The organism is Stenotrophomonas sp. P2112 (assembly GCF_041897515.1).
GTDB lineage: Bacteria > Pseudomonadota > Gammaproteobacteria > Xanthomonadales > Xanthomonadaceae > Stenotrophomonas > Stenotrophomonas sepilia.
In genome coordinates this window covers 2,671,101-2,695,838 of the sequence record NZ_CP169216.1, presented here as the reverse complement: position 1 = coordinate 2,695,838, position 24,738 = coordinate 2,671,101, and the positions used below count along the sequence as shown (strand labels likewise).

General features: G+C 66.2%; 21 protein-coding genes and 1 tRNA gene. 12 read left to right on the top strand and 10 right to left on the bottom strand.

Features of this window, described 5'->3' with window-relative positions; genetic code table 11:
* Positions 1-105: 105 nt before the first annotated feature.
* From ACEPA4_RS12565 to aroA, 4 genes are all read left to right on the top strand, one after another.
* Positions 106-912: an FHA domain-containing protein gene (locus ACEPA4_RS12565; RefSeq protein WP_032954286.1), complete on the top strand. Its 807-nt coding sequence runs from the start codon at positions 106-108 to the stop codon at positions 910-912.
* 180 nt (positions 913-1,092) lie between these two features.
* Positions 1,093-2,178, top strand: coding sequence for a 3-phosphoserine/phosphohydroxythreonine transaminase (gene serC / locus ACEPA4_RS12560; RefSeq protein ID WP_005417298.1), 1,086 nt, complete (start codon positions 1,093-1,095; stop codon positions 2,176-2,178).
* A gap of 51 nt (positions 2,179-2,229) precedes the next feature.
* Positions 2,230-3,429 (top strand): prephenate dehydratase, encoded by a 1,200-nt coding sequence (gene pheA, locus ACEPA4_RS12555; RefSeq protein ID WP_049414995.1) that lies wholly within the window; start codon positions 2,230-2,232, stop codon positions 3,427-3,429.
* 76 nt (positions 3,430-3,505) lie between these two features.
* Positions 3,506-4,813 (top strand): 3-phosphoshikimate 1-carboxyvinyltransferase, encoded by a 1,308-nt coding sequence (aroA, locus tag ACEPA4_RS12550; protein WP_005417295.1) that lies wholly within the window; start codon positions 3,506-3,508, stop codon positions 4,811-4,813.
* Positions 4,814-4,961: 148 nt separating this feature from the next.
* Here the strand turns inward: aroA and ACEPA4_RS12545 are convergent, their stop codons facing one another.
* Both ACEPA4_RS12545 and ACEPA4_RS12540 read right to left on the bottom strand, forming a co-directional pair.
* Positions 4,962-5,534 carry an energy transducer TonB gene (locus ACEPA4_RS12545; protein ID WP_164092729.1) on the bottom strand — a complete coding sequence of 191 codons (573 nt, stop codon included), beginning with the start codon at positions 5,532-5,534 and terminating at the stop codon, positions 4,962-4,964.
* A 119-nt stretch (positions 5,535-5,653) separates the two neighbouring features.
* On the bottom strand, positions 5,654-6,292 hold the full coding sequence (locus ACEPA4_RS12540; protein ID WP_005417291.1) for an energy transducer TonB: 639 nt from the start codon (positions 6,290-6,292) through the stop codon (positions 5,654-5,656).
* Positions 6,293-6,405: 113 nt separating this feature from the next.
* Here ACEPA4_RS12540 and serS point away from each other — a divergent pair, with 113 nt between their 5' ends.
* Positions 6,406-7,686, top strand: coding sequence for a serine--tRNA ligase (serS, locus tag ACEPA4_RS12535; protein WP_164092730.1), 1,281 nt, complete (start codon positions 6,406-6,408; stop codon positions 7,684-7,686).
* A gap of 141 nt (positions 7,687-7,827) precedes the next feature.
* On the opposite strand, the gene ACEPA4_RS12530 is transcribed toward serS, so the two are convergent.
* Together ACEPA4_RS12530 and ACEPA4_RS12525 are read right to left on the bottom strand one after the other, a co-directional pair.
* Positions 7,828-8,178, bottom strand: a complete 351-nt coding sequence (locus ACEPA4_RS12530) for a ligand-binding protein SH3 (protein WP_139727317.1) — start codon at positions 8,176-8,178, stop codon at positions 7,828-7,830.
* Positions 8,179-8,315: 137 nt separating this feature from the next.
* Positions 8,316-8,903 carry an FMN-dependent NADH-azoreductase gene (locus ACEPA4_RS12525; RefSeq protein WP_061478956.1) on the bottom strand — a complete coding sequence of 196 codons (588 nt, stop codon included), beginning with the start codon at positions 8,901-8,903 and terminating at the stop codon, positions 8,316-8,318.
* Positions 8,904-9,029: 126 nt separating this feature from the next.
* Here ACEPA4_RS12525 and ACEPA4_RS12520 point away from each other — a divergent pair, with 126 nt between their 5' ends.
* Together ACEPA4_RS12520 and ACEPA4_RS12515 are read left to right on the top strand one after the other, a co-directional pair.
* Positions 9,030-10,022 carry a LysR family transcriptional regulator gene (locus ACEPA4_RS12520; RefSeq protein ID WP_005410175.1) on the top strand — a complete coding sequence of 331 codons (993 nt, stop codon included), beginning with the start codon at positions 9,030-9,032 and terminating at the stop codon, positions 10,020-10,022.
* Positions 10,023-10,177: 155 nt separating this feature from the next.
* A tRNA-Ser gene (locus tag ACEPA4_RS12515) sits at positions 10,178-10,267 on the top strand.
* 43 nt (positions 10,268-10,310) lie between these two features.
* Here ACEPA4_RS12515 and ACEPA4_RS12510 read toward each other — a convergent pair.
* The 3 genes from ACEPA4_RS12510 to ACEPA4_RS12500 form a co-directional block, all read right to left on the bottom strand.
* The gene (locus tag ACEPA4_RS12510) at positions 10,311-10,796 is read right to left on the bottom strand and encodes a DUF6713 family protein (RefSeq protein WP_229298463.1); all 486 of its coding nucleotides are present in this window, start codon (positions 10,794-10,796) and stop codon (positions 10,311-10,313) included.
* Between the two features lie 27 nt (positions 10,797-10,823).
* Entirely contained in the window at positions 10,824-13,577 is a 2,754-nt protein-coding gene (locus ACEPA4_RS12505) for a UvrD-helicase domain-containing protein (RefSeq protein WP_065186164.1), read from the bottom strand.
* A 151-nt stretch (positions 13,578-13,728) separates the two neighbouring features.
* Positions 13,729-14,718: an MDR family oxidoreductase gene (locus ACEPA4_RS12500; protein ID WP_065186163.1), complete on the bottom strand. Its 990-nt coding sequence runs from the start codon at positions 14,716-14,718 to the stop codon at positions 13,729-13,731.
* A gap of 101 nt (positions 14,719-14,819) precedes the next feature.
* Between ACEPA4_RS12500 and ACEPA4_RS12495 the strand changes: the two genes are divergently transcribed.
* The 4 genes from ACEPA4_RS12495 to ACEPA4_RS12480 all read left to right on the top strand — a co-directional run bounded on the left by ACEPA4_RS12495 (position 14,820) and on the right by ACEPA4_RS12480 (position 18,347).
* Positions 14,820-15,167, top strand: coding sequence for a helix-turn-helix domain-containing protein (locus ACEPA4_RS12495; RefSeq protein ID WP_049471387.1), 348 nt, complete (start codon positions 14,820-14,822; stop codon positions 15,165-15,167).
* A gap of 487 nt (positions 15,168-15,654) precedes the next feature.
* Positions 15,655-16,062, top strand: coding sequence for a hypothetical protein (locus tag ACEPA4_RS12490; RefSeq protein WP_065179543.1), 408 nt, complete (start codon positions 15,655-15,657; stop codon positions 16,060-16,062).
* Positions 16,063-16,138: 76 nt separating this feature from the next.
* Positions 16,139-17,005, top strand: coding sequence for a hypothetical protein (locus ACEPA4_RS12485; RefSeq protein WP_065179542.1), 867 nt, complete (start codon positions 16,139-16,141; stop codon positions 17,003-17,005).
* A gap of 19 nt (positions 17,006-17,024) precedes the next feature.
* The gene (locus ACEPA4_RS12480) at positions 17,025-18,347 is read left to right on the top strand and encodes an XVIPCD domain-containing protein (protein WP_065186161.1); all 1,323 of its coding nucleotides are present in this window, start codon (positions 17,025-17,027) and stop codon (positions 18,345-18,347) included.
* Positions 18,348-18,396: 49 nt separating this feature from the next.
* On the opposite strand, the gene ACEPA4_RS12475 is transcribed toward ACEPA4_RS12480, so the two are convergent.
* Positions 18,397-20,538 carry a TonB-dependent siderophore receptor gene (locus ACEPA4_RS12475; protein WP_164229467.1) on the bottom strand — a complete coding sequence of 714 codons (2,142 nt, stop codon included), beginning with the start codon at positions 20,536-20,538 and terminating at the stop codon, positions 18,397-18,399.
* A gap of 72 nt (positions 20,539-20,610) precedes the next feature.
* Positions 20,611-21,255: a TetR/AcrR family transcriptional regulator gene (locus ACEPA4_RS12470; RefSeq protein ID WP_065179539.1), complete on the bottom strand. Its 645-nt coding sequence runs from the start codon at positions 21,253-21,255 to the stop codon at positions 20,611-20,613.
* A gap of 81 nt (positions 21,256-21,336) precedes the next feature.
* Here ACEPA4_RS12470 and ACEPA4_RS12465 point away from each other — a divergent pair, with 81 nt between their 5' ends.
* On the top strand, positions 21,337-22,860 hold the full coding sequence (locus tag ACEPA4_RS12465) for an FAD-dependent monooxygenase (protein ID WP_262090912.1): 1,524 nt from the start codon (positions 21,337-21,339) through the stop codon (positions 22,858-22,860).
* 8 nt (positions 22,861-22,868) lie between these two features.
* On the opposite strand, the gene ACEPA4_RS12460 is transcribed toward ACEPA4_RS12465, so the two are convergent.
* Positions 22,869-24,572: a PAS domain-containing sensor histidine kinase gene (locus tag ACEPA4_RS12460; protein WP_065196159.1), complete on the bottom strand. Its 1,704-nt coding sequence runs from the start codon at positions 24,570-24,572 to the stop codon at positions 22,869-22,871.
* Between the last annotated feature and the right edge of the window lie 166 nt (positions 24,573-24,738).

Sequence of the window (24,738 nt, the reverse complement as noted above, 5' to 3'; positions counted from 1 at the left end):
GGGGATGGTCGAAGAGGGCAAGCATTGTGCGCATCAAGGGCCGCCGCGCCAAGCACTCATCGTGGGTTCTTCTTCGTTGGCGACCAACCTGCTAGGCTGCGCCGCGTGCAGAACCTGCTTGTTCACTTCAGTCAACAACAACAGCCCGACCAGCCCTTGCGGCCCGGGGTGCAGCGCATCGTGCGCCAGGCCAACGGCAGCGTGCGGCTCGGAGATCCTGGCCACGGCGCACTGCTGCTGGCCCAGTTCTGCATGGATGATCGCGGCCTCTGGCTGCAGGTCGGCAACGGCATCCGCGGCGTCCACGTCAACGGTCGCCCGGTACGCCGGATGGCCCTGCTGCGTGCAGGCGATGCGGTGTATGTGGATGGCGTGGAGATGGTCCTGCAGGGCGAGGTCGAAAGCCTGCTGCAGGCGCCTGCGCCGAAAGCCGAAGATGGCAGCGACGAGCAGCAGCGGCTGCTGCGCGGTGTCGGCGGTCTCCATCATGGCCGCAGCTTCACCCTGTCGCGGGCCCGCCTGATCGGGCGTGGCAACGAGGCCGACATCGCCATCGATGACCCGGCTTTTGCCGAGCAGCATGCCCGCGTGGAAGTGCACGGCGAACGCGTGCTGCTGCGCGATCTCGGCAGTGCCGACGGCACCCGCGTCAATGGCGTGGCCGTGCGCCATTGCTGGCTGCAGGCCGGCGACCAGGTGGTGTTCGATGGCCAGCACCGTTTCGTGCTGGAAGTGCCGCATGATCCGCGCCGACGGTCGTTGCCGGTCGAGGACGAGTCGGGCGAGGACGTGGAACAGGCGCCGGTGCTGCCGGCCGCGCCGCGCAGGGTGCGGCGCTGGCCGTGGCTGCTGGTCAGTGCGCTGCTGCTGGCCGCGCTGCTCAGCCTGCTGCTCTGGTTCGGCGCGCGCTGACGGTAGTGCCGGCCGCTGGCCGGCAACCGCCGCCCCGAATCCGTTAGGTTGCCGGCCAGCGGCCGGCACTACCTGGTCGCGTTGCCGATGGATTCCGATGAAACCAAATTTCCCTTGCCGCACAAGGCCGCAAGGCTGGTGCACTGCGGCATACTAGGGGTCTTGCCCCACAGGTGTGACATGACGCGCGCGTTCAACTTCAGTGCCGGCCCTGCGACCTTGCCGGAATCGGTCCTGCGCCAGGCGCAGGCGGAAATGCTGGACTGGCACGGGTCCGGCGCTTCGATCGTGGAAATGAGCCATCGCGGCGCGGAATTCATGTCCGTGGCCGCCGAGGCCGAGGCCGACCTGCGTCGCCTGCTCGATATCCCCGAAGACTACGCGGTGCTGTTCCTGTCCGGTGGTGCCACCACCCAGCAGGCGTTGATCCCGCTGAACTTCGCCGCCCCCGGCCAGCGTGCCGACTACGTGGTCAGTGGCCACTGGGGCAAGACCGCGGTCAGGCAGGCCGGTGTCTACGTGGACGTCAACATCGCCGCCAGCAGCGAGGCCGATGGCTATCGCACGCTGCCGCCGCGCGCCGACTGGCAGCTGTCACCCGATGCCGCCTACGTGCACATCACCGCCAACGAGACCATCCACGGCGTCGAGTTCCGTGATGTGCCCGACACCGGCAACGTTCCGCTGATCGCCGACTTCAGCTCGTCCATCGCCAGCGAGCCGCTGGACGTGCGCCGCTACGGCGTGATCTATGCCGGCGCGCAGAAGAACCTGGGCCCGGTCGGCATCGCGGTGATGATCATCCGCCGCGACCTGCTCGAGCGCAGTGGCCAGCCACGCGCGGACATCTTCGATTACCGCTCGCATGTCGCCCGCGATTCGATGCTCAATACCCCGCCAACCTGGAACTGGTACCTGGCCGGCCTGGTGTTCAAGTGGATGCTGGCCGAGGGCGGCGTGGCCGAGTTCGCCAGGCGCAATGCCGCCAAGGCCGCGCTGGTGTACGGCGCCATCGACGGTTCCGGCGGCTTCTACCGCAATGAGGTTGCACACGCGGCCCGTTCGCGGATGAACATCCCGTTCTTCCTGCCCGATGCCGATCTCGATGCCCGCTTCGTGGCCGAGGCCAAGGCCGCTGGCCTGCTGGCGCTGAAGGGGCACAAGGTCGTCGGTGGCATCCGTGCCTCGCTGTACAACGCCATGCCGCTGGCCGGGGCCGAGGCGCTGGTCGCCTTCATGGCCGATTTCCAGCAGCGTCACGGCTGAGCAATGAACGGCGCGCACCGTCGGGTGCGTGCCCCGCAACAAGGAATTCCGATGGCAAGCAGCAAATCCAGCAAGAAGGCGCCGAAGAAGGCCGAACCGGCCAAGGACAGCGTGCCCACCAAGGCGAAGGGCAAGGCCAAGGCCACCTCGAACCCGGCACCCACCCTGGCGCCGCTGGCGCTGGCCGATGTGCGCTCGAAGATCGACCAGATCGACCGCGACATCCAGAGCCTGATCGCCGAGCGCGCGCGCTTCGCCCACCAGGTCGGCAAGGCCAAGGGCAAGCTCGCCGCCGCCGTCGACTACTACCGCCCCGAGCGCGAAGCGCAGGTGCTGCGCATGGTGGTGGACCGCAACGAAGGCCCGCTCAGCGATGAACTGCTGGTGCACGTCTACCGCGAGATCATGTCGGCCTGCCTGGCCCAGCAGGAGCCGCTGAAGATCGGCTACCTCGGCCCGGAAGGTACTTTCAGCCAGCAGGCCGTGCTCAAGCACTTCGGCCGCTCCGCGCTGGGCCTGCCGATGGCCAGCATCGAAGAGGTGTTCCAGGAAGTGGAAGCGGGCAACGCCGATTTCGGCGTGGTGCCGGTGGAGAATTCGGGGCAGGGCACCATCCAGATCACCCTGGACATGTTCCTGACCTCCAACCTGAAGATCTGCGGCGAAGTGGAACTGCGCGTGCAGCAGTTCCTGATGTCGCGCAGCGGCCGCATCGAGGACATCGAGCGCATCTACGCGCATCCGCAGTCGTTCATGCAGACCTCGGCGTGGCTGCGCGCCAACCTGCCGAAGGCCGAGAAGATTCCGGTGTCGAGCAACGCCGAAGGCGCGCGTCGTGCGCGCAACGCCGACGACGCGGCGGCCATCGGCGGCGAGAGTGCAGGCCACGTGTACGGCCTGAAGAAGGTGGTCACCAAGCCGATCCAGAACGATGCCGACAACACCACCCGCTTCCTGGTGGTGGGTCGCAACATTTTCCCGACCTCCGGGCACGACCGCACCTCGGTGCTGGTGTTCATCCATGACAAGCCCGGTGCGCTGTTCGACGTGCTCAGCCCGTTCGCCCGCCACGGCATCAGCATGAACCGAATCGAGTCGCGGCCGTCACACCACGGCAAGTGGGAGTACGGCTTCTTCATCGACCTGGCCGGCCATATCGACGACGCGCCGATGCAGGCCGCGCTGGCCGAACTGGAAGCGCACTCGGCGCAGATCAAGGTGCTGGGCTCCTATCCGGTGGCCGTGCCCTGAGTGCTGCTGTGGCGGCAACAGCCGCCGCTCCCTGATGCATCGCCGGCGCTGCCGGTGTTTACGGAATGATCGAACGATGAGCAACGCGCAACACTGGATTGCCCGCAAGGGCCAGCCGCTGCAGGGCAGCCTGACCATTCCCGGCGACAAGTCGGTCTCGCACCGCTCGGTGATGTTTGCCGCGCTGGCCGATGGCACCTCGCACATCGAAGGCTTCCTGGAAGGCGAAGACACCCGCGCCACCGCGCGCATCTTCAGCCAGCTGGGGGTGCGCATCGAAACCCCCAGCCCGTCGCAGCGCATCGTGCATGGGGTGGGTATCGACGGCCTGAAAGCACCGCAGGCACCGCTGGACTGCGGCAATGCCGGTACCGGCATGCGCCTGCTGGCGGGCCTGCTGGCAGGCCAGGCCTTCGACTGCACGCTGATCGGCGATGAATCGCTGTCCGGCCGACCGATGCGCCGCGTGACCGGCCCGCTGTCGCAGATGGGCGCAAGGATCGACACCCAGGACGACGGCACGCCGCCGCTGCACGTGCATGGTGGCCAAGCGCTGCACGGCATCGATTTCGCCTCGCCGGTGGCCAGTGCGCAGGTCAAGTCGGCGGTGCTGCTGGCCGGGCTGTATGCGCAGGGCGAAACCAGCGTGACCGAACCGCACCCGACCCGCGACTACACCGAGCGCATGTTGTCCGCATTCGGCGTGGACATCGCGTTTTCGCCGGGCAAGGCCCGCCTGCGCGGTGGCCAGCGCCTGCGCGCCACGGATATCGTGGTACCCGCCGATTTCTCTTCGGCCGCGTTCTACCTGGTCGCCGCCAGCATCATTCCCGGTTCCGAGCTGCGCCTGAAGCAGGTCGGCCTGAATCCGCGTCGCACTGGCCTGCTGCATGCGCTGCGCCTGATGGGTGCGGACATCAGCGAAGAGAACCCGGCAGAACAGGGCGGTGAACCGGTGGCCGACCTGGTGGTGCGCTACGCCCCGCTGAAGGGCGCACGCATTCCGGAAGAACTGGTGCCGGACATGATCGACGAGTTCCCGGCGCTGTTCGTGGCCGCCGCGGCCGCCGAGGGCCAGACCGTGGTGAGCGGTGCGGCCGAACTGCGAGTGAAGGAATCCGACCGCCTTGCGGCGATGGCCACCGGCCTGCGTGCGCTGGGCATGCAGGTGGACGAGACCGAAGACGGCGCCACCCTGCACGGCGGCGTTCGGCTGGGGAGTGGCACCATCGAAAGCCACGGTGACCACCGTATTGCCATGGCGTTTGCCATTGCCGGCCAGATCAGCGACGGCGAAGTGCGCATCAACGACATCGCCAACGTCGCCACCTCCTTCCCGGACTTCGACGGCCTGGCACGCAGCGCCGGCTTCAACCTGGCCTGATCGGCCGATCAGGTTTTCCGGTAGGTGCCAACCATGGTTGGCACGCGCCCCCTGTCCGGTAGGTGCCGACCTTGGTCGGCACGCTTCTCCGCATAAAAGGACGGAGGCCGAAGCCTCCGTCTAAACATCACGAACCCCTCGTCCGCGATCAACGCTGTCCGGTACGGAAATCCACCGGGACCCGCACCACACTGGCCACTGCACGGCCTTCATGCATCGCCGGCTGGAACTTCCAGTTCTGCACGGCGCTCAGCACCGCACGATCCAGGTCACGGCTGCGCTCGCCGCTGCGCGAAACAATCGCAGCATTGGTGACCTGGCCGCGGGCATCGACATTCAGGCTGGCGATCACGCTGCCCTGCACGCCATTGCGCAGCGCGGCAGCGGGGTAGGTCGGCTTGCTGTTGCCTGCCAGCGGGCGCGCCTCGCGATTGCGTACGGCAGGGGTGGCCTTGCGCTGGTTGCCGGCCGCTGCGGCCTGGCGTGCCGCAGTCTGCTGTACGTCGGCGACCGGCGCCTGCTCGGGCGCGGGCAGCATGCGCTCGCCGACCGGTGCCGGCGCCACGTCTTCCTGGTTCGAGTGACGCAGCCAGAGCAGCGCGGCGGCAAACATCGCCACGATCAGCGCGATCCACATCCAGGGCGACGTGGGCTTGTGCTGTTCGCTGGCGTCCTGCTGCAGCTGCGGCGAATGAAGGTCTTCGTGGGTGGTGGCGGTCATCGCAAACTCCTTCCGTCAATGGACGACGGGGAGAGTGTTGCGCGGGCCAGTGGCGGGAAGTGTCAGCGTTGCGTCAACGCGACCGGCAGGGTTCAGTTTGCCTGCCGGGAAACGTTCAGTTACTGGGTCTTGAAGTCGAACGGCACTTCAATGCTGCCCGGTACGGCCTGGCCGTTGCTCTGCGCCGGGGTGAAGCGCCAGCGGCGCACCGCATCGGTCGCGGCACGGTCGAGCTCGCGTGAGCCGCTGCGCTGGATCACCGTGGCATTGTTCGGATAGCCGGTGGCATCCACGTCCACGCGCACCACCACGCTGCCGGTCTCGCCGGCGCGCAGCGCGGCGGCCGGGTAGGCCGGTGGAGGCGACTGGCCGGCAATCGGCATCGGCTGGCTGTTGCCTGTAGCAGCCGGCGCCGGGGCCGGTGCGACCGGGGCCGCTTCAGCGACGGGCGCCGGCGGTGGCGGCGGGGTTTCGACCAGCTTCGGGGCTTCCTCCTCGACCGGGGCCGGCTTGGCATCGGGCATGTCGCTGGAACCGGCGGCCGCAGCCAGCGGTTCGGGCAGCGGTTCCACCTGCGCCGTCTCCTGCGGGGTCTGTGCGGCCGGGTCGGCGCGGAAGAATTCCTTGTCGCGACCGGTGTACCAGACCAGCACGAACAGCAGCACGCCCACGCCGAAGGCGATGCCCGCGATCTTCAGGGCGTTGCGCGGGATATGCACGGTAAACGATTTGGCGGACGACGAGCGGGGTGCAGACATGGACCGGACCAGTACGGAATGCCCCGATTCTGCCACGGCGGGAATGAACCGGGCGGCAGAAATCCGTATAACAAGCGATAATCCCATCCCTGATACCCACCACGACACCTGCCATGCTTGATCCAGCCCTGCTCCGCCACCAGCCCGCCGACCTCGCCGAACGCCTGCGCACCAGCCGCGGCTTCGAGCTCGACGTGTCTGCCCTGGAGTCCCTGGAGGCCGATCGCAAGCGCATCCAGGTGCGTACCCAGGAGCTGCAGAGCCTGCGCAACAGCCGTTCCAAGGCCATCGGCCAGGCCAAGGCCAAGGGCGAGGACGTGTCGGCCATCATGGCCGAGGTCGCTGCATTCGCCGACGAGCTGAAGGCCTCGGAAGTGGCGCTGGACGAGCTGCGCGAGAAGATCGAAGCGATCTCTATGGGGATTCCGAACCTGCCGGCCGATGACGTGCCGGCCGGTGCCGACGAGAACGACAATGTCGAGCAGGCGCGCTGGGGTACTCCGCGCCAGTTCGACTTCAAGGTGCTCGACCACGTTGAGCTGGGTGCGCGCAACGGCTGGCTGGACGGCGAGACCGCGGCCAAGCTGTCCGGCTCGCGCTTCACCGTACTGCGCGGCCCGATCGCGCGCCTGCACCGTGCGCTGGCCCAGTTCATGGTCGACCTGCACACCGGTGAGCACGGCTATGAGGAAACCAACGTGCCGCTGCTGGTCAACGCCGATTCGCTGCGTGGCACCAGCCAGCTGCCGAAGTTCGAGGACGACCTGTTCAAGACCGCCGTGGGCGACTCCACGCGGTACCTGATCCCGACCTCGGAAGTGCCGCTGACCAACATCGTGCGCGACGAGATCGTCGACGCCGAGCGCCTGCCGCTGCGCATGACCGCCCACTCGATGTGCTTCCGTGCCGAGGCCGGCAGCGGTGGCCGCGACGTGCGCGGCATGATCCGCCAGCACCAGTTCGAGAAGGTCGAGCTGGTCTCGATCAGCCGCCCGGAAGACAGCGACGCCGAGCACCAGCGCATGACCCGCTGTGCCGAAGTGGTGCTGGAAAAGCTGGGCCTGCCGTACCGCAAGGTGCTGCTGTGCACCGGCGACATGGGCTTCTCGGCCATCAAGACCTACGACCTGGAAGTCTGGCTTCCGTCGCAGGAGACCTACCGCGAGATCTCCTCGTGCTCGAACTGTGGTGACTTCCAGGCCCGCCGCATGCAGGCGCGCTGGCGCAACCCGGCCACCGGCAAGCCTGAGCTGGTGCATACCCTGAACGGCTCGGGCGTGGCGGTTGGCCGCGCGATGATCGCGGTGATGGAGAACTACCAGAACGCCGACGGCAGCATCACCGTGCCGGAGGCCCTGCGCCCGTACATGGGCGGCCTGGAAACCATCGCCTGATTCTCTGGCTGGGTGGGTGCCATGCTTGCATGGCACCGTATCCACGCATGACGTGGATCTACTTGAGGATGTTGCACGCGCCGGGAATGAATTCAACGATGCCCCAGTAGATCCACGCCATGCGTGGATGAACCCCCGCGATCACTCCACAGCGCGCAGCTTCTCCAGCGGTACCCATCCCGGTTCGCCGGTCTCCGGCACGCACCACGCCCAGCCATTGAGGGGGCGCAGCCCGCGCAAGATCTGCCCGGGATCCACATCCAGCTCCCGCGCGCAGTAATCCTCCGTGGCATAGGCGTCACCCTGCGCATAGCGACCGATCACCGGCGCCGGCACGAAACCGGGCTGCTGCCCTTCGGCTTGGCACAGGAACCAGTCTTCCCAGCCCTCCGGGCCTTCATAACGTTCGCCCACCACCAGCGCCTGGCCACGGCGCAGGGTGATCGGGTGCGGAAATTCGCTGCGGTGCGCAGCCGTCACGATGTAGTTCATGCCCCCAGCCTAGCGCGTCGCAAAAGAAAACGGCCCCGCACAGCGGGGCCGCCAGGGTGGGCCGGGATGGGGGAGGGGATCCCGGCCCGCGTTCAGCGCCCAGACGAGGAGAAAGGGGCGCCGAACGTTGGAACGCGTTATGCGGCGACGGGTTCGGCCGCTTCGTGCGACGGCAGTGCTGCCAGCGCACCGGCGATGGCGTCTTCACGGTGCTGCGGCGAATAGGCGATGCCCTCGGCGCGCACGAATTCGACCTCGTTGATGCCCATGAAGGCGAACACCTGGCGCAGGAACGGCTCCTGGAAGTCGGCCGGCGAGTCGGTGTAGATGCCGCCACGGCTGCTGGCGATGATCACCCGCTTGCCACCGGCCAGTCCCACCGGGCCGTTCTCGGTGTACTTGAAGGTGCGGCCGGCCACGGCCACGCGGTCGATCCAGGCCTTCAGCGTGGACGGAATGCTGAAGTTGTACATCGGCGCGCCGATCACCACGATGTCGGCGTCCAGGAACTGCTGCATCACCTGTTCAGCATCGGTCGCCTCGGCCGCGTCGGTCCTGGCCAGCGAGCTGCTGCGCAGATGCGGTACCGGATTGGCGTCAAGATCGCGATAATCGACCTGCAGGCCATCAATCTGGCTGGCGAAGCGGGCGACCACGGCGGCCGACAGCTGGCGCGAGACGGAGTTGTCGCCAAGCACGCTGGCGTCGAGATGCAGAAGCTTCATGGCAGTCACCTGTGTTCTGGGAGGAAGGGGCGGGGGGCCCCGCCGACGGAGAGAACGATAGGTTGTTGCAAAGGCGGGATAAAGGTGATTGAATGCCACGTATTGTTCTAGATATGGAACTCGGGTATGCATGACCTGAATGACCTGTATTACTTCGCGATGGTGGTCGACCACGGCGGATTCGCCGCCGCCGAGCGCGCACTGGGTATTCCCAAGTCGCGCCTGAGCCGCCGCATCAGCCAGCTGGAAACCGACCTGGGCGTACGCCTGCTGCAGCGCTCCACGCGCCGTTTCGCGGTCACCGATGTCGGCACCAGCGTGCACCGCCATGCGCAGACGATGCTGGCCGAGGCCCAGGCCGCACGCGAAGTGGTGGACCGCCTCAGCGCGGAGCCGCGCGGTGTGGTGCGCGCCAGCGTGCCGGTGTCACTGGCGCAGATGCAGCTGCCCAAGCTGCTGCCCAAGTTCCTTGAGCAGTACCCGAAGGTGCGGCTGCAGCTGAACATCAGCAACCGCCGCGTGGATATCATCAATGAAGGCTACGACGTCGCCCTGCGCGTGCGTTCGCGCCTGGATGACGACGGCAGCCTGGTGATGCGCAGCTTCGGCCAGGTGCAGGAACTGCTGGTGGCCAGCCCCAAGTACCTGGACCGCGCCGGACGCCCCAAGGACCCGGAAGAGCTCACCCAGCACGTCACCCTCAGCATCAGCGAAGACGAAGCACGCCAGCGCTGGGAACTGCATGGCCCGGAAGGCGAAGTGCGCCGGGTCGACTTGCAGCCGCGCGTGGCCGGTTTCGACTTCCCGCTGCTGCAGAGCATGGTTAAGGACGGTTTCGGCATCACCATGCTGCCGGAGACCGTGTGCGCCGACGCCGTGCGCAACGGCGAGTTGGAAGTGGTGCTGCCGGACTGGTCGCTGCCGCAGGGCGTGTGTCACGCCGTGTTCGCTTCGCGCCGCGGCCTGCTGCCGGCGGTGCGCGTGTTCATCGACTTCCTGGCCGAGCACCTGCCGCCGCAGCTGGAGGCCTCGCGCCTGGATTGCGGTGGCGCCTGTGAAAAGGCCAAGGAGCGGATCAAGGCCAGTGCGCTGGGTGCGCTGGCGGTGGATGCGGGCTGAGAGGTCTTGAAGGCAGCGCCGGGCGATGTCCGGCGTTGCTGTTCTACGGCGAAGGCCCCACCGTGCCGGATGCGGAGGGCAGGGGCATGGTGGTCTTGGGCAAATGCCCGTCACGTGCGAGAATACGGCGCTGCCCGGGCGACCGGGACCCGATTGGAGAGATGGCCGAGCGGTTTAAGGCACCGGTCTTGAAAACCGGCGAAGGGTCAAACCTTCCGTGGGTTCGAATCCCACTCTCTCCGCCAGTTGATTCAAAGAGCCCCTGGATTCAGGGGCTTTTTCGTCTCGTCAGTCCACGCCATCGATCTGCACGCGAGCCGGGGTAGCACGGCGGCCTTGCATGAGGAGCCCGACGCCGGCCACGAGGCAGGCCGCCAGCGTTGCGATGGAGAGCGGAAGCAGGAACTCGTCACGACCGGCCGCGGCGAAGCCCACATGAATCATGGCGGTGCCGGCGCCAACTGTCCCGCACAGGCTGGCATACGCCCGCGCGGAGGGCTTGGCCAGCACAACCTGGCGATAGCCATGCAGCAGGGCGCCCACAGCGATCAGGTTGAAAGCCAGAAACCCCTGGATGCCGCCGGGAACGCCGAACAGGGCCCACTCGTGCCAGAACGCTGCATCAATCTGGTGCAGGACCAACGCCAGCAGTGTTGCCAGATACCACCGTTCCATGGGGTCGTCCATTTGAATGTCGGCAAAGTCTAGCAGCCGGAGTGAGTAGTCGATCTCCGCCTGGGCGAAGCTCACGGTGACGGTGAGGGCAGTGCGCACATCGCCAGGAAAGCGCAGAGAATACGCTCACCCACGACGCTCACCCTTCGGCTTGTTATGGCACAACGGGTAACTCGAGCACGACCGGAACGCCCCGTGCGGCCCATTGCGGTCCACGAACACGCCCACCTTGCACACCGGGCAGCGCTCTTCGTGGATGGCCGCGCCTGAAATCGCGGTCACTTCTACGGCCCCGTCCTTCACCAGCTCATCCAGGAATGGCGAGTGCCTGCCCTGCAGGGTGAACATCGCAACCGACCGTCGCGCACGCGTCAGCGCGACATAGAACAGGCGCCGTTCTTCGCTCAGCGGATAGGTATCGCCGTCCGGCATCGCCAGCGAAAGCACCGGGTCATCCGCGCGCAGGTTCGGGAAGCTGCGGTTGATCATGCCCGGCAGGATCACGTAGTCCGCCTCGCGCCCCTTCGATCGATGTGCGGTCAGGAACTCGACGTCCATCGTGCTGCCAAAGGCCGTCTTCCAATCCGAAGGCACTGCACCGCGATCCGCGCGATACCGCCCCAGAACAAAGACCGTCACGCGTCCATTGCGGCCCTGCGCCACCGCGCCTGACAACAGTTGCTGGTGCAGCTTCGAAAGGTACTGGCGAACGCCATCCTGCACCTCCTCACGCCGGTTCATCTGGAACGCCTGCAGCACCGGGCCGACTGCCGGCGCAGCAGAGCGGACCTTCTTGGCCATCTGCGCGGGGTTGCGGCTGATGAAGCGGCTGGAGACGTCGCACAGTGCCTGCGGGCAGCGGAACGTCTGCTCCAGTTTCAGCACCTGGCCATGCCCCATCCATTCACGGAATCCGGTCATCACCGAAACGTCGGCGCCAGCGAAGCGATTGATCGATTGCCAGTCATCGCCCACCGCAAACAGATAGCGGCCCGGTTGGCTGACCAGCGCACGGCAGAGGCGCGCACGGGCGCGCGAGGCATCCTGGAATTCGTCGGCCATCACCAGATCGTAGGGTGATTCATAGTGGCCCTGTTCCAGCAGCCCGGCGGCCATGTTGAGCATGTCCTCGAAGTCGATGCTGCGCTCGTCAGCCAGCGCGTTGTCCCAGGCCTGGAAAACCGGCCCGGCGATCTCCAGGAAGCGCCGGTAGCGTTCCTTGAACTGATCCTCGGGCATCTGCCGCAGGCGCGCCGCCATGTCATCCAGCGTCAGGCAGTTGCTCTTGGCATGCGCAATGAAGGTGCGCATCAGGCCAATCAGGTCTGCATCCGGCATCGGCTTGGCGCCCTGGTCAGGCAGCTCGCGGTCCGGGTGCGGGTCGAGTTCGACACCAGACGCACCCAGCCGCTCGGCAAGATGCTGCAGGGCCTGTCCACTGCGCAGGCCGAACGACGTCGTTTCGACCAGTGCGGTGCCGCGTGCCGCATGCTGCTGCCGCTTCCAGTGCATCCCTTCGCTGTAGTTGGCAAAGTGCTTCGGCGGATGGCCATCGGCATCCAGCGCAAAGTGCTCGTGATACAGCCGGGCGTCCGGATAGTAGAAGTCCGGACGATACTGGCGGTGGGTATCCGTCGCGGTATCGAACTCGTAGCGCCGCTCGTAGTCGTACGCCACTCCGTTGTAGAACAGCCAGTCGGCGATGACGCACTCTTCCAGGCTCTTCACCCGCTCACCCTGCAGTGTACGTATGTAGGGTGTGCCATCGCGGTCGTAACCATCGGCCATCATGTCGGCACCCAACGGCGGCAGATCGCGTCCGAACACCAGGCGGAACATGTCCCACTGGGTGCGGAAGTGGGTCGAACGGTCCTTCAGGTCGTCCACCAGTTCGGCCAGCTTGTTGAAGCCCAGCGTTGCGTCGACCGCCCATTCCGGGATATCGGGCTTGCGCCCTGTGGCCTTGGCGATGAGGGACAGGCCCAGGGCGTGGAAGGTCCGGGCTTCCACCACGGTGTCGCCCATGCCGAGCCGGTCGAAGCATCGCTGCGCGCGCTCTTCCAGCTCCTTGGCGGCGTCCTTGTTGAAGGCGAGCATCACGATCCGTTCGGGCTCCACGAAGCCGCGATCGATGGCATAGGCGGCCTTGGCAACCATCGTGGAGGTCTTGCCAGAGCCGGCCGCGGCCACGACCTGCACCCGGTTGTCGAAGCAGATGACGGCGCGGGCCTGCTCCGCGGTCAGCGGCCTGCTCTCGACCCGGTCCAGGAAGGGCTTGGCCAGACCCAGTTCACGGGTCGCCATTGCCTCATTGGCGTCCGCCCACATGGCGGGCCAATCCAGCTGCCAGTCGTGCAGTGCATCCAGTGCCATGCGGTGGCGGTCCGAGTGCAGGTCGTCATGCACCTCCTCGTCGAGGAACAGCTGCTCCAGCTCGGCTGACGGGAGGGGCAGGGACGGGCGTTCGGCCAGCAACGCCTGCTGCTGTTCGTACGTGATCCAGCGGCGGCCGGTGGTGCCTCGGTCGGTAAGCGCATCTGCCTCGGCCAGCCACGCCTGGATCTGCGCCAGAACGTGCTCAAACAGTGCCTTGCGCCCTCGTCTGGAGCGCGCGAAAAGCACGTGCTGAACGGCAGCGGCAAGCCGGGAGCCCTGGCTGTTCGGCAGCCCATCCACGGACAGTGCTTCACCGTGCTCGGTCGTCAGTTCGACCCGGGACCAGAGCACGCCGCGAACGACCCGCACGCTGTGTTCGTTCGCCACATGCTGGTGGTATTGCCTGCCGTCGATCAAAAGCGCGAGCTGTTCGCCATCCAGCCGCAACTGCCAGTCCGGCGAGCGGGTGACACGCTGGCCCCAGACCGAGGGGCGCCATTCCATAGACATCCAGATACTGCCTTGCGTACGTCACCGGGCGTAAAGCGCCCTTGCCGCCCCATGATAAGGCGGCTTGGCGTGGCACGCTGCGTTTTCCGGTCAGTCGCGCGCGTGAGCCAGCGATGGCATTGCACCCTCGCCAGCGCGACAGGCCTCAGGCGTTCACATCCACGACGATGCGGCCGCGCACCTTGCCGGGGATGATCTGCTCATAGACATCCAGCACCTCGGCGAGGCCGATCTGCTGCACGGTGCTTTCCAGCTTTTGCGGGTCCAGGTCGGTCGCAAGCCGATCCCAGGCGCGCTGGCGAACCTCTTGTGGGGCATTCACCGAATCCACGCCGGCCAGGGTCACGTTGCGCAGGATGAAGGGCAATACCGAGCCGTGCAGAGCGTCGCTCTGCGCCAGGCCGCACGCGGCCACGGCACCGCGATACTTCGTCTCGGCGATGGCGTTGACCAGGGTAGGGCCGCCGGCCACATCCACCACGCCGGCCCAGCGTTCGGCACTCACCGGCCGCTCGCGCGGCTCCGAAAGCTGCGCACGATCGATGATCTCGGCCGCACCCAGGTTGTGCAGATACTCAGCATGCTCCGGGCGTCCGGTGGCGGCTACCACGCGATAGCCCAGCTTCGACAGGATCGCCACCGCAATCGAGCCGACGCCACCGTTGGCGCCAGTCACCAGCACATCGCCCTTCTCGGGCGTCACCCCGGCATGTTCCAGGGCCAGCACGCACAGCATCGCGGTATAGCCAGCGGTGCCGATGGCCATGGCATCGCGGGTGCTCAGGTTGCCGGGAATCCGGTTGAGCCATTCGCCGCGTACGCGGGCGCGCTGTGCCAGGCCGCCGTGGTGGCCCATGCTCAGGTCCCAGCCATTGAGCACGACGCGGTCGCCTGGCTTGAAGTCGGCCCTGCTGGATTCCAGCACCACGCCTGCCAGATCGATGCCGGGAATGAGCGGGAATGTCCGGATGATCGGACTCTTGCCGGTGAGCGCAAGCGCATCCTTGTAGTTGAGCGTGGAGTACTCGACCTGCACCAGGACGTCGCCGTCCATCAGGTCCGCCTCGTCGAAATCGACCAGCTCGGTCGAAAGCTGGTTGTTCGTCTTGCCGGTCAGCAGGGCTTTGAACGTCATGGATGGCCTCACATTGATGGAATGGGGCCATGCTAGGCTCGTGCCACTATTGCAACAAGAACGATGATTTTCCGTAGGTACTATGGTTTTCCGGAGTATGCATGCGTAGCAAACGGTGGGACGGCAAAAGCGGTTGCGCGGTGGAAGTCACGCTGTCGGTGATCGGCGGCGTGTGGAAGCCGATCATTCTTTTTCACCTGATGACCGGCAAGCGGCGTTTCATGGAACTGACGCGGCGGGTGCCCAATGCCACCCAGTCCATGCTGACCAGCCAGTTGCGTGAACTGGAAGCCGATGGCGTGGTGATCCGCCACGTGTATCCGGAAGTGCCGCCGAAAGTGGAATACGAGCTGTCCGAGTTCGGCCGCACGCTGGCGCCGGTGCTGCTGGCGATGCGCGAGTGGGGCGAGACCTACCGCGGCTATCAGAGCACCCAAGGCGATAGCTGAAGGCTGCGCGGCGTTGCGCTTGCCGCATGCGGGTTTCGCGAATGCCTACAGCCATCGGCGGGTCTTTGGCACCGCGAGCGCGCATGTCGTATACGGCTGGATAGGGCGTCCGGAAAGTACGCGTCGATGGTAGTCGCCTGCTGGCGAAGAACGCCAGTCAATGGACAACTCGACATCCACTGACGCAACTAACGTAGCGACGTGATCGATCAGGATTTCCCTGCTTTCCACCGCCGGTTCAGGGCGGTAACCATGTCCGCGCCAAGGCATTCGCCGTGGCCGGGATTGGCGTCCCGAACTTACGTAGTACAAGGCGTCGTAGTTGCAACGTATGTTGCGATCACGACAATGCACCTTCTGTCAGTTCATGGCGGATGGTGCGTGGGGGTCTTAGGGCCCGTCGGCTTTCGTACTACGTATCCGGCACGCCAACCCGCACCGTCCGCCACCTTGCATCTGCAGGTGGCCACATCGTGAGGTTGCCGTCATGCCCGAACGTCTTCCCGACCATCCCCGCCTGCATGCGCTGCTGGGCGCCGCCGTGCGCGATCTTCCCGCTGCCTTGGCCGAGACGCTGGAGGACGCGCTCCGCGAATCCGCCGAGTTCGTCACGCCATCGGCATTCTTTGCACATCTGGCAGGCCACGGCAGGAACCTGCGCGCTGATGGCGAGGCCTGGAGTGAAATGTGCCTGAGCCCCGGCCGCGCCTTCGACATGGCCCTGGCGACCCGCAGCATTTCGGGCATCACGGCGTTGACCGCGGTGCTGCACGCTGCGCATGTGGCGCGGGAGAGCGACGATCCCGCCTGCTGTCCCTCCGCCGCCGTGGTCGAGGGCCTGTTCAACGCCTGCCAAGTGCTGTCACTGCAGGTAGAGCGCTGCCTGGTTCCATGAAGGGCTGCGATGCGGTTCCTGTTCGGTTGACGCCCGGCTCCTTATAGTGGCGCTGGAACCCTGCAATGGAATGCCCATGCACGTGATGTCCCCGAGCCGTTGCCTGACGCTTGCACTTGCCGTCGCGGTGAGCGCCAGCGCATGTGCACGGTCACCGTCCACCGAACACGAAAGGAATCCCGCCATGTCCGGCGCAACGCAGACCGGCCGCACGATCAACGGCCACACCTATACCGATGCGCCCGTGGACGTGAAGCTCGGGCCGAATACCTTCCGCATTCCGGCCAACTACCTGGACAGCCAGATCGCACCGTGGCCAGGCGAGGGCGTGACGCTGGTCATCGAGTGGCCGGACATGAAGCCGACGGCGCCGGGCGCCCGGGCCAATCCGCGTACGAATGATTTCCGGAAGGAGATTGCTGTGGCGATCGACTACATCGATCGTGCGCCAATCGAAACATCATTGGAGCGCTTGTCCTCCAACCAGGCATCCACCGAGGAGGGGTCGGTGGAGCGAAAGGATCCTCGGGATCGGCTCGATCTGCGGATTGCGCAGCCCGATGTCATGGGCCTGACGCCTTACGCCATCGATGAAACGAGGATGGCGGTTTTCTCGAAGGAGTACGAGGCACGCTATGGACAACCGCCCACCCGCAATCCTGCCTATGAAGATGACTGGTACATCGCGCGCGCTCCCAACGGCAACCTGACCACATTCATCAAATGCGAAAACACGGCGTTCCGGGGGGACGGCGTTCGACTGCAGGGCGATCAGGTCATCAGTGAGCAGGGACAAGCCGCCGCGGGGTGCTTCCACTATTTCTCGGATGTGGAGAACAAGCTTTCCATCTCGCTGAACTACAAGCGGGCCTTCCTGGCGGACTGGAAGCGGATGGAAGATGCGGTGCGGGATGTTCTCGCGCGCTCCCGGGTCCGGAAGTGAGTGCATTCAGGAGCAGGCGATGGGCGGATTGACGCAAGAAAATCTCAAGATTCTGGCCAGCTATGCCAAGGCTGGAAACCGCGAGTTGTACTGGAACTATCTGTCGCAGCTGCCGGACGCGGATGGCTATGGGACGCTTGCGCTGGGCGTGGTTCGCAACGACAGCTTGCCTGGCCGCGTTGCAAACAGCTATGCACAGGAGTATGCCCGGCATCAGGAAGGCAAGGGCTCCGGCTTTCCCGACGCGCAGCTGAGCGAGCGCCAATGGGAGATGTTTGGGCAGACGCTTCTGCGCCAGGACCTGGAGCGACGCCTGTTTTGGATGGAGCAGGGGCGATCCGACCTGGCACTGAATCTTCCCGGCAAAGACGTGATGCTGGCTCACGACCGCGCATTTGAACGGCATGAACTCGATCCCAACTGCTGGACGCCGCGCGTGTTGCTGCAGGCGGCTGAACAGAAGAGCGGCCCCGAGAAGCTGGAGCAGATCTGGACCAACATGCTCAACAACGACTACGCCGGCGGCCCGCGCGTAGGCAATACCAGTGTCGATGCCATCAGCCAGATGGGATGGGCGAAGGGCGGCCAGTACCTCACCCGGTTGAGCGTGCTGGAAGCCACTCAGGCATTGGAAGGGCGCTCGGCGGTCGATCCGAACGTCATCGGTGGCAACAGCTACTACGCAATGTACTTCGCAGCGGACAGGAAGTGGGCCAGTGTCAGCGCGGGCGGCGGCCACATGTCGATGCGGGAGATCACAGACCCCGCACGCATCGCCGAGCTCAACGACGCGCGCGAGGTTCGTCTGGAGCGCCAGGAAAAACGCACCCAGTTCCACCCGGACGACCCGTACCGGACCATCACCCGCAGCCCGCTGACCGCAGCTGTGGACGACGTGCCGGATTTCTCGCAGGCACCGACCCGCCTGGCCGACATTGGTCCGGGCCACCGCGACTACGCACTGATGCAACAGGTGCGCGAAGGCGTGGCCGCGATCGATGCCGGCGCCGGGCGTACCCACGACGAGAACAGCGAGCGCCTCGTAGCGAGCGTGATGGCATTGGCCCGTCGCAACCAGCTTGAACGGGCCGACCATGTGCTGCTGAGCGCGCAGACCGCCGAGCATCCGGCCGGCCGCAACGTGTTCGTGGTGCAGGGCGAGATGAGCGATCCCGCGCATCTGCGAGCGGTCATGCCTACGGACACGGCAGTGCAGACGCCGGTCGAACACTCGCTGCGGCAGATCGAGGCCGCCAGCCTGGAACGACAGCAGGCGGCCATGCAGCGCCAGCAGGACAACGACGTCCACGCGCGTGACAACCCTGCGATGCGGATGGGCTGAGGTTACGCAGCAGAGCCGAGCGGGCGCCCGGCTCTGCTGGAAGGCCTTCTCAGAAGCTGTAAGCCGCCTGCACATACACCCGCCGCGGCTCGCCCGGGAAATGCCCGTTGCGCTCGATGAAGCCGCTGGCCGCGTACACCTTGTCGAACAGGTTCTTGACGTTGGCCTGGAACTGCCACTGCTTCCACGTGGTCTTCCAGCTCATGTCGAATACCGTGTATGCCTTGACCGCCTGCCCATCCAGGCTGACACGCTCGCCCACATGGTCGGCGCCGAAGCCGATGGCCGAGTTGATTGACGGCAGGTCGTAGCGCGTCCACACGCCGAGCTTGTTGCGTGGCGCATTGGCGAAGCGGTCGCCGGAGGCATTGGTGATGCCGTTCGGTCCGGCATCCTTCACCCGTGCGTCGTTGTAGGCGTAGGTCAGGTTCACCACCCAGCGCTCGGTCACGTCGGCCAGCAGGTCCAGTTCCATGCCCGTGCTGCGTACCAGGCCCAGTGCAGCGAGTTGGTTTACCCCGCCGATCACCTCGCCGGTGGCCTGCACGATGTTGCTGCGGTCGATGCGGTAGGCCGCCATGTTCAGGGTCACACGGTCGGCCAGCAGGGATTTCAGGCCGATTTCCCATTGCCTGCTGCGCTCCGCGTCGAAGGGCCCACCGGCCGACGGATTCTGGTTGGCGGCACTCTGCGGCACGAAGCCACTGGCGACGTTGGCGTACAGGTTCACGCCGTCCCGGGCGGCAAAGGTGCTGCCCAGACGCCAGCTGAGCGCATTGCCATCGACGCTGCTGCGACCCATGCGGTCCTCATCCTTGAAGCCATCCCAGCGCAGTCCGGCCAGCACATGCCAGCGCGTGCCCAGTGCCAGCTCATCCTGCAGATAGCCGCCGTAGCGTTTGCTGCGGGTGGCGGTGCTGCGCCAGGGTAGTGCGGCCAGGTTGTAGTCGTGCCAGGTGCTCGCGCCATAGACCGGGTTGAACAGGTCGATGCCGCGCACAGGGCCGGCGCCGCGTGCCAGGTCGGCGCTGTTGGCGGTCTGCGCGGTGAAGTCGGCGTCGAGCTGATACACGTCGGCACCGAACAGCACCTTGTGTTCGATACGGCCGGTGTTGATCCGCCAGACGGCATTGCCGCTGGCGGTGAAGGCCTCGTTGTCGCGGATCTGGTTGCGCAGCTGGCGCGTCATCCACTCGGCCACGCCGTCGCGATCACGATCAATCAGCCCCATCGGCTCGTGGTACATCTGGTGCTCGTTGTTGCTGAACCAGCGCGCGGCAATGTCCACGTCCAGGTTGTCGCGCGGTGCGAAACGATACTGCGCCAGTGCGACCTTGGCGCGCATGTCGAGGAAGTCACTGGCCTCGTTGTGGTTCCATCGCCGGTCGGTCAGGAAGCTGCCGGCATCGTTCACCGGCACGCCGCGCAGGCGGTTGCCGCCCAGGTTCTGGGTGATGTCGGTGAACTGCAGCACCAGTTCGCCGGTCTGGCCGACATCGAAGGCCAGCGAGGCATCGCCGATCACGCTTTCGCTGTCGGCATTCCAGCGTACGCCCTGCTCGCTGTCGGCATACAGGCCGGCGCGATAGCGAATGCTGCCGCTGGCATTCAAGGGGCCGGTGCCTTCGATCGATCCGGCGCGGAAGTCCCTGTCGCCTGCCTGCAGCTCGATGCGGCGTTCGGCGCGCGCCTTGGGCTTGCGCGTTACATAGTTGATGACACCGCCCGCATCACCACCGCCGTACAGCGCACCGGCCGGACCTTTCAGCACTTCCACGCGTTCGATATTGAACAGTTGCGGCACCGAGAAGCCTGCATAGGGATCACCGCGCAGTCCGTCGTAGAGCACGTTCTCCTGGCGGAACCCGCGCAGGGTGACGCCGGCATAGCTGAAGAAGCTGATGCCGCTGATGCTGCGGTACAGATCGGTGACCTGGCGCGCCGCCTGGTCGTCGATCAGCTCGCGCGGCACGACCTGGATCGACTGCGGTACCAGTTCCAGCGGGGTATCGGTGCGGGTGCCGACGGCCGCATCGTTGGTGCGATACAGGGTCTGCGCGCGGCCGCGGACTTCCACTTTGTCCAGGTCCTTCGGGGTGTCAGCGAAGGCCTCGGAAGCCAGTGCAGGTGTAGCCAGGGAAAGGGGCAGCGCCAGGCAGAGGGCGCGCTTGAGCGGGGTTGGAAAGGGCATGAGGGACGAGGCTGGGCTGCAAATGAGAAAGATTAGCATTTGCAGTGCTTCGGGACCTATCCCCCGGATGCACTATGGACGCGGGCCCGGGTCGGTATACGGGGTGCCGGCCAGGGCCACCAGCACGCCGGTGCCGCCGCGTACGATCAGCTGCAGCACCGCCTGGCGCGGATCCTCACCCTCCTGCTGGCTGGCCAGGCCTCCCTGATAGGCCGCCACCATCGACGCCAGCAGCATCGCCGCACCCAGGCGTGCCTCGGCATCATCCGCTGGCCGCCCGACCGCGCTTGCCATCAACAGCGTGAGGTCGTCGGCCAGCAGTGCCTGCAGCCGTCGCGCGTGCGCGACCAGCACCGGACTGTCGGCCACGGTGGCCCAGAAGGCCGCTGCACCGGAGTTGATCCGCAACAGGGGATGGCCGCTGTCGAGCAGCTCCCTCACCAGAGACTGGAAGGCGGCCAGCGGCGTCATGCCGCGGCGCGCCGCCATGCCCTCGCGCAGCAACGCCCGCGCCTCCTCGTCGCGGTCGAATACCAGGTCCTCCTTGCTGGCGAAATAGTTGAAGACTGTCTTGCGCGAGACCCCGGCGGCCTTGGCGATCTCGGACATCGACACCGCCTCGAAGCCACGCCGGATGATCAGCGCGGTGGCGACATCGGAAATTGCCTGTCGGGTCTGTGCCTTGCGTTGCTCGCGACGGCCTTGGGGCGGGGTCATGGCGGTTGGCTTGTGTAAACGTACACCGAGTGTAACATTGTGCGCACCAGAGCGCCGGGCCGGCGCAGGCGGGGGAACCTGATGCTGTACGACGTTGTCATTGCCGGGGCCGGCCCGGTCGGCCTGTTCCTGTCCTGCGAGCTGGCCCAGGCCGGCTGTTCGGTCCTGCTGCTGGAGCAGGCTGAGTCGCCCGATTCAGCCCTGAAGCGCCTGCCCTTTGGCCTGCGCGGCTTGAACGCGCCCACGTTGGAAGCGCTGGATCGGCGCGGCCTGCTGGACGCGGTCGCAGCCCGCCAGGTGCTGAAGCCGGACAAGGGCGCACCGCCGCCCGGCACCGCCCATTGGTTGGCACAACCGCGGCCGCTGGGAGGCCACTTCGCCGGCATTCCGTTCGCGCTGGATGACGTGGACAGCGGGCGCTGGCGTGATCGCCTGCCGACCCCGGTACCCACCCAGATGGCGGTGGAGCTGCAGTCGCTGGAGACGGTGCTGGCCGAGCGCGCAGTGTCGCTGGGTGTGCAGATCGAGCGTGGCTGTTCGGTGCAGGCAGTGCAGGCACACGACGCACAGATGCAGGTGCAGACCGGTCGCGGGCTGATGCGGGGCCGATGGCTGGTCGGTTGCGATGGCGCCCGCAGCACGGTACGCAAGCACTCCGGCTTCGAGTTCGCAGGGACGGCGCCCGAGTTCACCGGGTACACGCTGCAGGTTGAACTGGCCGATCCGTCGGTGCTCACCCCGGGGCGTCGGTTCACCAAATACGGCATGTGCAATTTCAACCCGCCGGGCGTGCTGGCGCTGGCCGATTTCGACGGTGGCGCAGGCCACCGCGGGCCACTGGACCTGCACGCCGCCCAGGCGTTGCTGCGGCGGGTGTCCGGGCGCCAGGCAACGATCACCGCGTTGCATCTGGCCACCACATGGACCGATGCCGCGCGCCAGGCCACGGCCTATCGCAGCGGCCGCGTGCTGGTGGCTGGTGATGCGGCGCACATGCATTCGCCGCTGGGAGGGCAGGGCCTGAATCTCGGCATCGGCGATGCGATGAACCTGGGGTGGAAGCTGGCCGCCGTGGCGCGAGGCGACGCCGCCGAGACGCTGCTGGACAGCTATCAGGCGGAGCGCCATCCGATCGGCGCGCGGGTGCTCGACTGGTCGCGTGCGCAGGTGGCGTTGATGCGACCAGGCCCAGGGCAGCGCGCGCTGGCGGCGGTCTTCGCCGACCTGGCCGCGACCCGCGACGGTGCCACCTATCTCGCTGAGCGGTTGTGGGGCGTGGCACAACCACCGGTGTTCAACGGCGAGCATCCGTGGGTTGGCCAAAGCGTGCCTGACGTCCAGCTGGCCAATGGCGATCGCATGGGGGAGCTCCTGCGCGCAGGGAAGGGCGTGCTGCTGGGGCTCGATACCGGCGTTTCACTCGGCCCGGTCTTTGCGCGCTGGCAACGCTCGGTTCCCTGCGTGATATCCACGGCGCGCGATGCGATGGGACTGGGTGCGTTGCTGGTCCGCCCTGACGGTATTGTGGCCTGGGCCTGCGATGCTGGCGGCGACACGTCGGGGCTGGAGTCTTCGCTGGAACGCTGGTTCGGTTTGCCGTGGTGAACGGCGCGCTAGGGGGATGCCATCATGGCCTGGGCGCGGTGCCCGGTCTCGGTCATCACCGAGGCCAGCTGCTTCAATGAGTACGGCTTGCGCAGCAGGGTGAAGCCATGGCCAGGATCCCGCGCCAGCAATTCGCTGTAGCCGCTGGTGAGGATCACCGGAAGCTCCGGGAAGCGGGCGCGGATGGCACGGGCCAGATCCAGGCCGTTCATGCCTGGCATTACCACGTCGCTGAACACCACATGGAAGCGCGCGGCATCCCGTTCCAGCTCGGCCAGGGCCTCGTCCGCATTGCGTGCAAGGACCACGCTGTAGTCGAGTTCGCGCAGGGCGCCCACCGCAAATTCGGCCACGTCGACGTTGTCTTCCACCACCAGCACGCAGACGCCATGACCATGCTGCAGCCCCGATTGCGCCGCCGGCCGTTCCGCCGTTTCTCCTGCCTGCGCCAGTGGCAGATACAGCGTAAAGCGGGTACCGGCGCCGGCCTGGCTCTGCACGTCCACCTCGCCTTCTGACTGCTTGACGAAGCCGAATACCTGGCTGAGACCGAGTCCGGTCCCAGCGCCCACGCTCTTGGTGGTGAAGAACGGCTCGAAAATGCGGTCAACCACCGCAGGGTCGATGCCCGCTCCGGTGTCGGTCACACTGATCGCGGCAAAGTCGCCCTTCATCGGCGCGGCGAAGCGCACCGAAGGCACGGCGGTTACCCGTTCCACTTCGATGGTCACCCGGCCGTGTCCCTCGATCGCGTCGCGGGCATTGACCGCGATGTTGATCAATGCGGTGTCCAGCTGGGTCCGGTCCAGCAGTACCGGCATCGGTGTATCGGGCAATGTCAACGACACCTGGATGCGCGCGCCAAGTACCGTGGTGATGATATCCGAGAGCGCGTGCACGCTTTCGCAGAGGTCGAAGACCTCCGGCGACAGGCTCTGGCGACGCGAGAATGCAAGCAGTTGCGCGGTCAGCTTGGTGGCGCGGTCCGACGCTGTTGCAATGGCCTGGATGTAGCGGCGCCGGGTGTCGTCTGCCGGCCACGTGTGCAGGAGCATGTCTACCGAACCGGTGATGACCTGCAGCAGGTTGTTGAAGTCGTGGGCCACCCCGCCGGTGAGCTGGCCGATCGCCTCCAGCTTCTGCGACTGGCGCAGCTGCTCGCGGGCGCGCACCAGTTCCAGATGGGCCTCCCGCGCCTGCTCGGTGATCGCCGCGACCTGGCGGCTGTGCAGGTCGCGCTCGATCACCCGTTCGGTCTGTTCGCTGACCACGCACAGGATGCCGGCCACACTGCCGCAGCCGACGCGCAGCGGCGAATAGGAGAACGTCCAGAATGTTTCACGCAGCGTGCCGTCGCGATCCATCATCAACGGGAGGTTCTTGAAGCTGCGGCTGGTGCCGGCGAAGGCATCGTTGACGGCCTGCACCACGTCCGGCCATACGTCCTCCCAGACATCCTCCAGGCGGTTGCCCATCGCGCGGTGCAGTTTTTCCCCCAGCATGGGCAGGTACGCATCATTGAAGAAGAACGCCTTGTCTTCCTTGCCCCAGGCAAGCCACAGGGGTTCTGGCGAATCCAGGATCATCGCCAGTAACGTGCGAAGTTCGGCGGGTGCGCTTGCGGCAGTGGCCGAGCGGGCCCAGTCACTGTCCTGCAGCAGTCGGTAGGCGAGCTGATCAGGTGCAGAGACTGGCAGGGGAAAAGGATGCATGGCCGCCATTGGCGCAGGAAGGTGGCGCAGCATAGCCGAGCGCATGTCATGACGCTCTGCACACCGCCGACATGAAGGCCTCGCCACTTCGCCGCCGACGTGGCAGCGATGCACCCCTTGTTCCGCAGGTTGCCGCTATCGCGGCGCAGCGCGAAGGGAGGCGGAG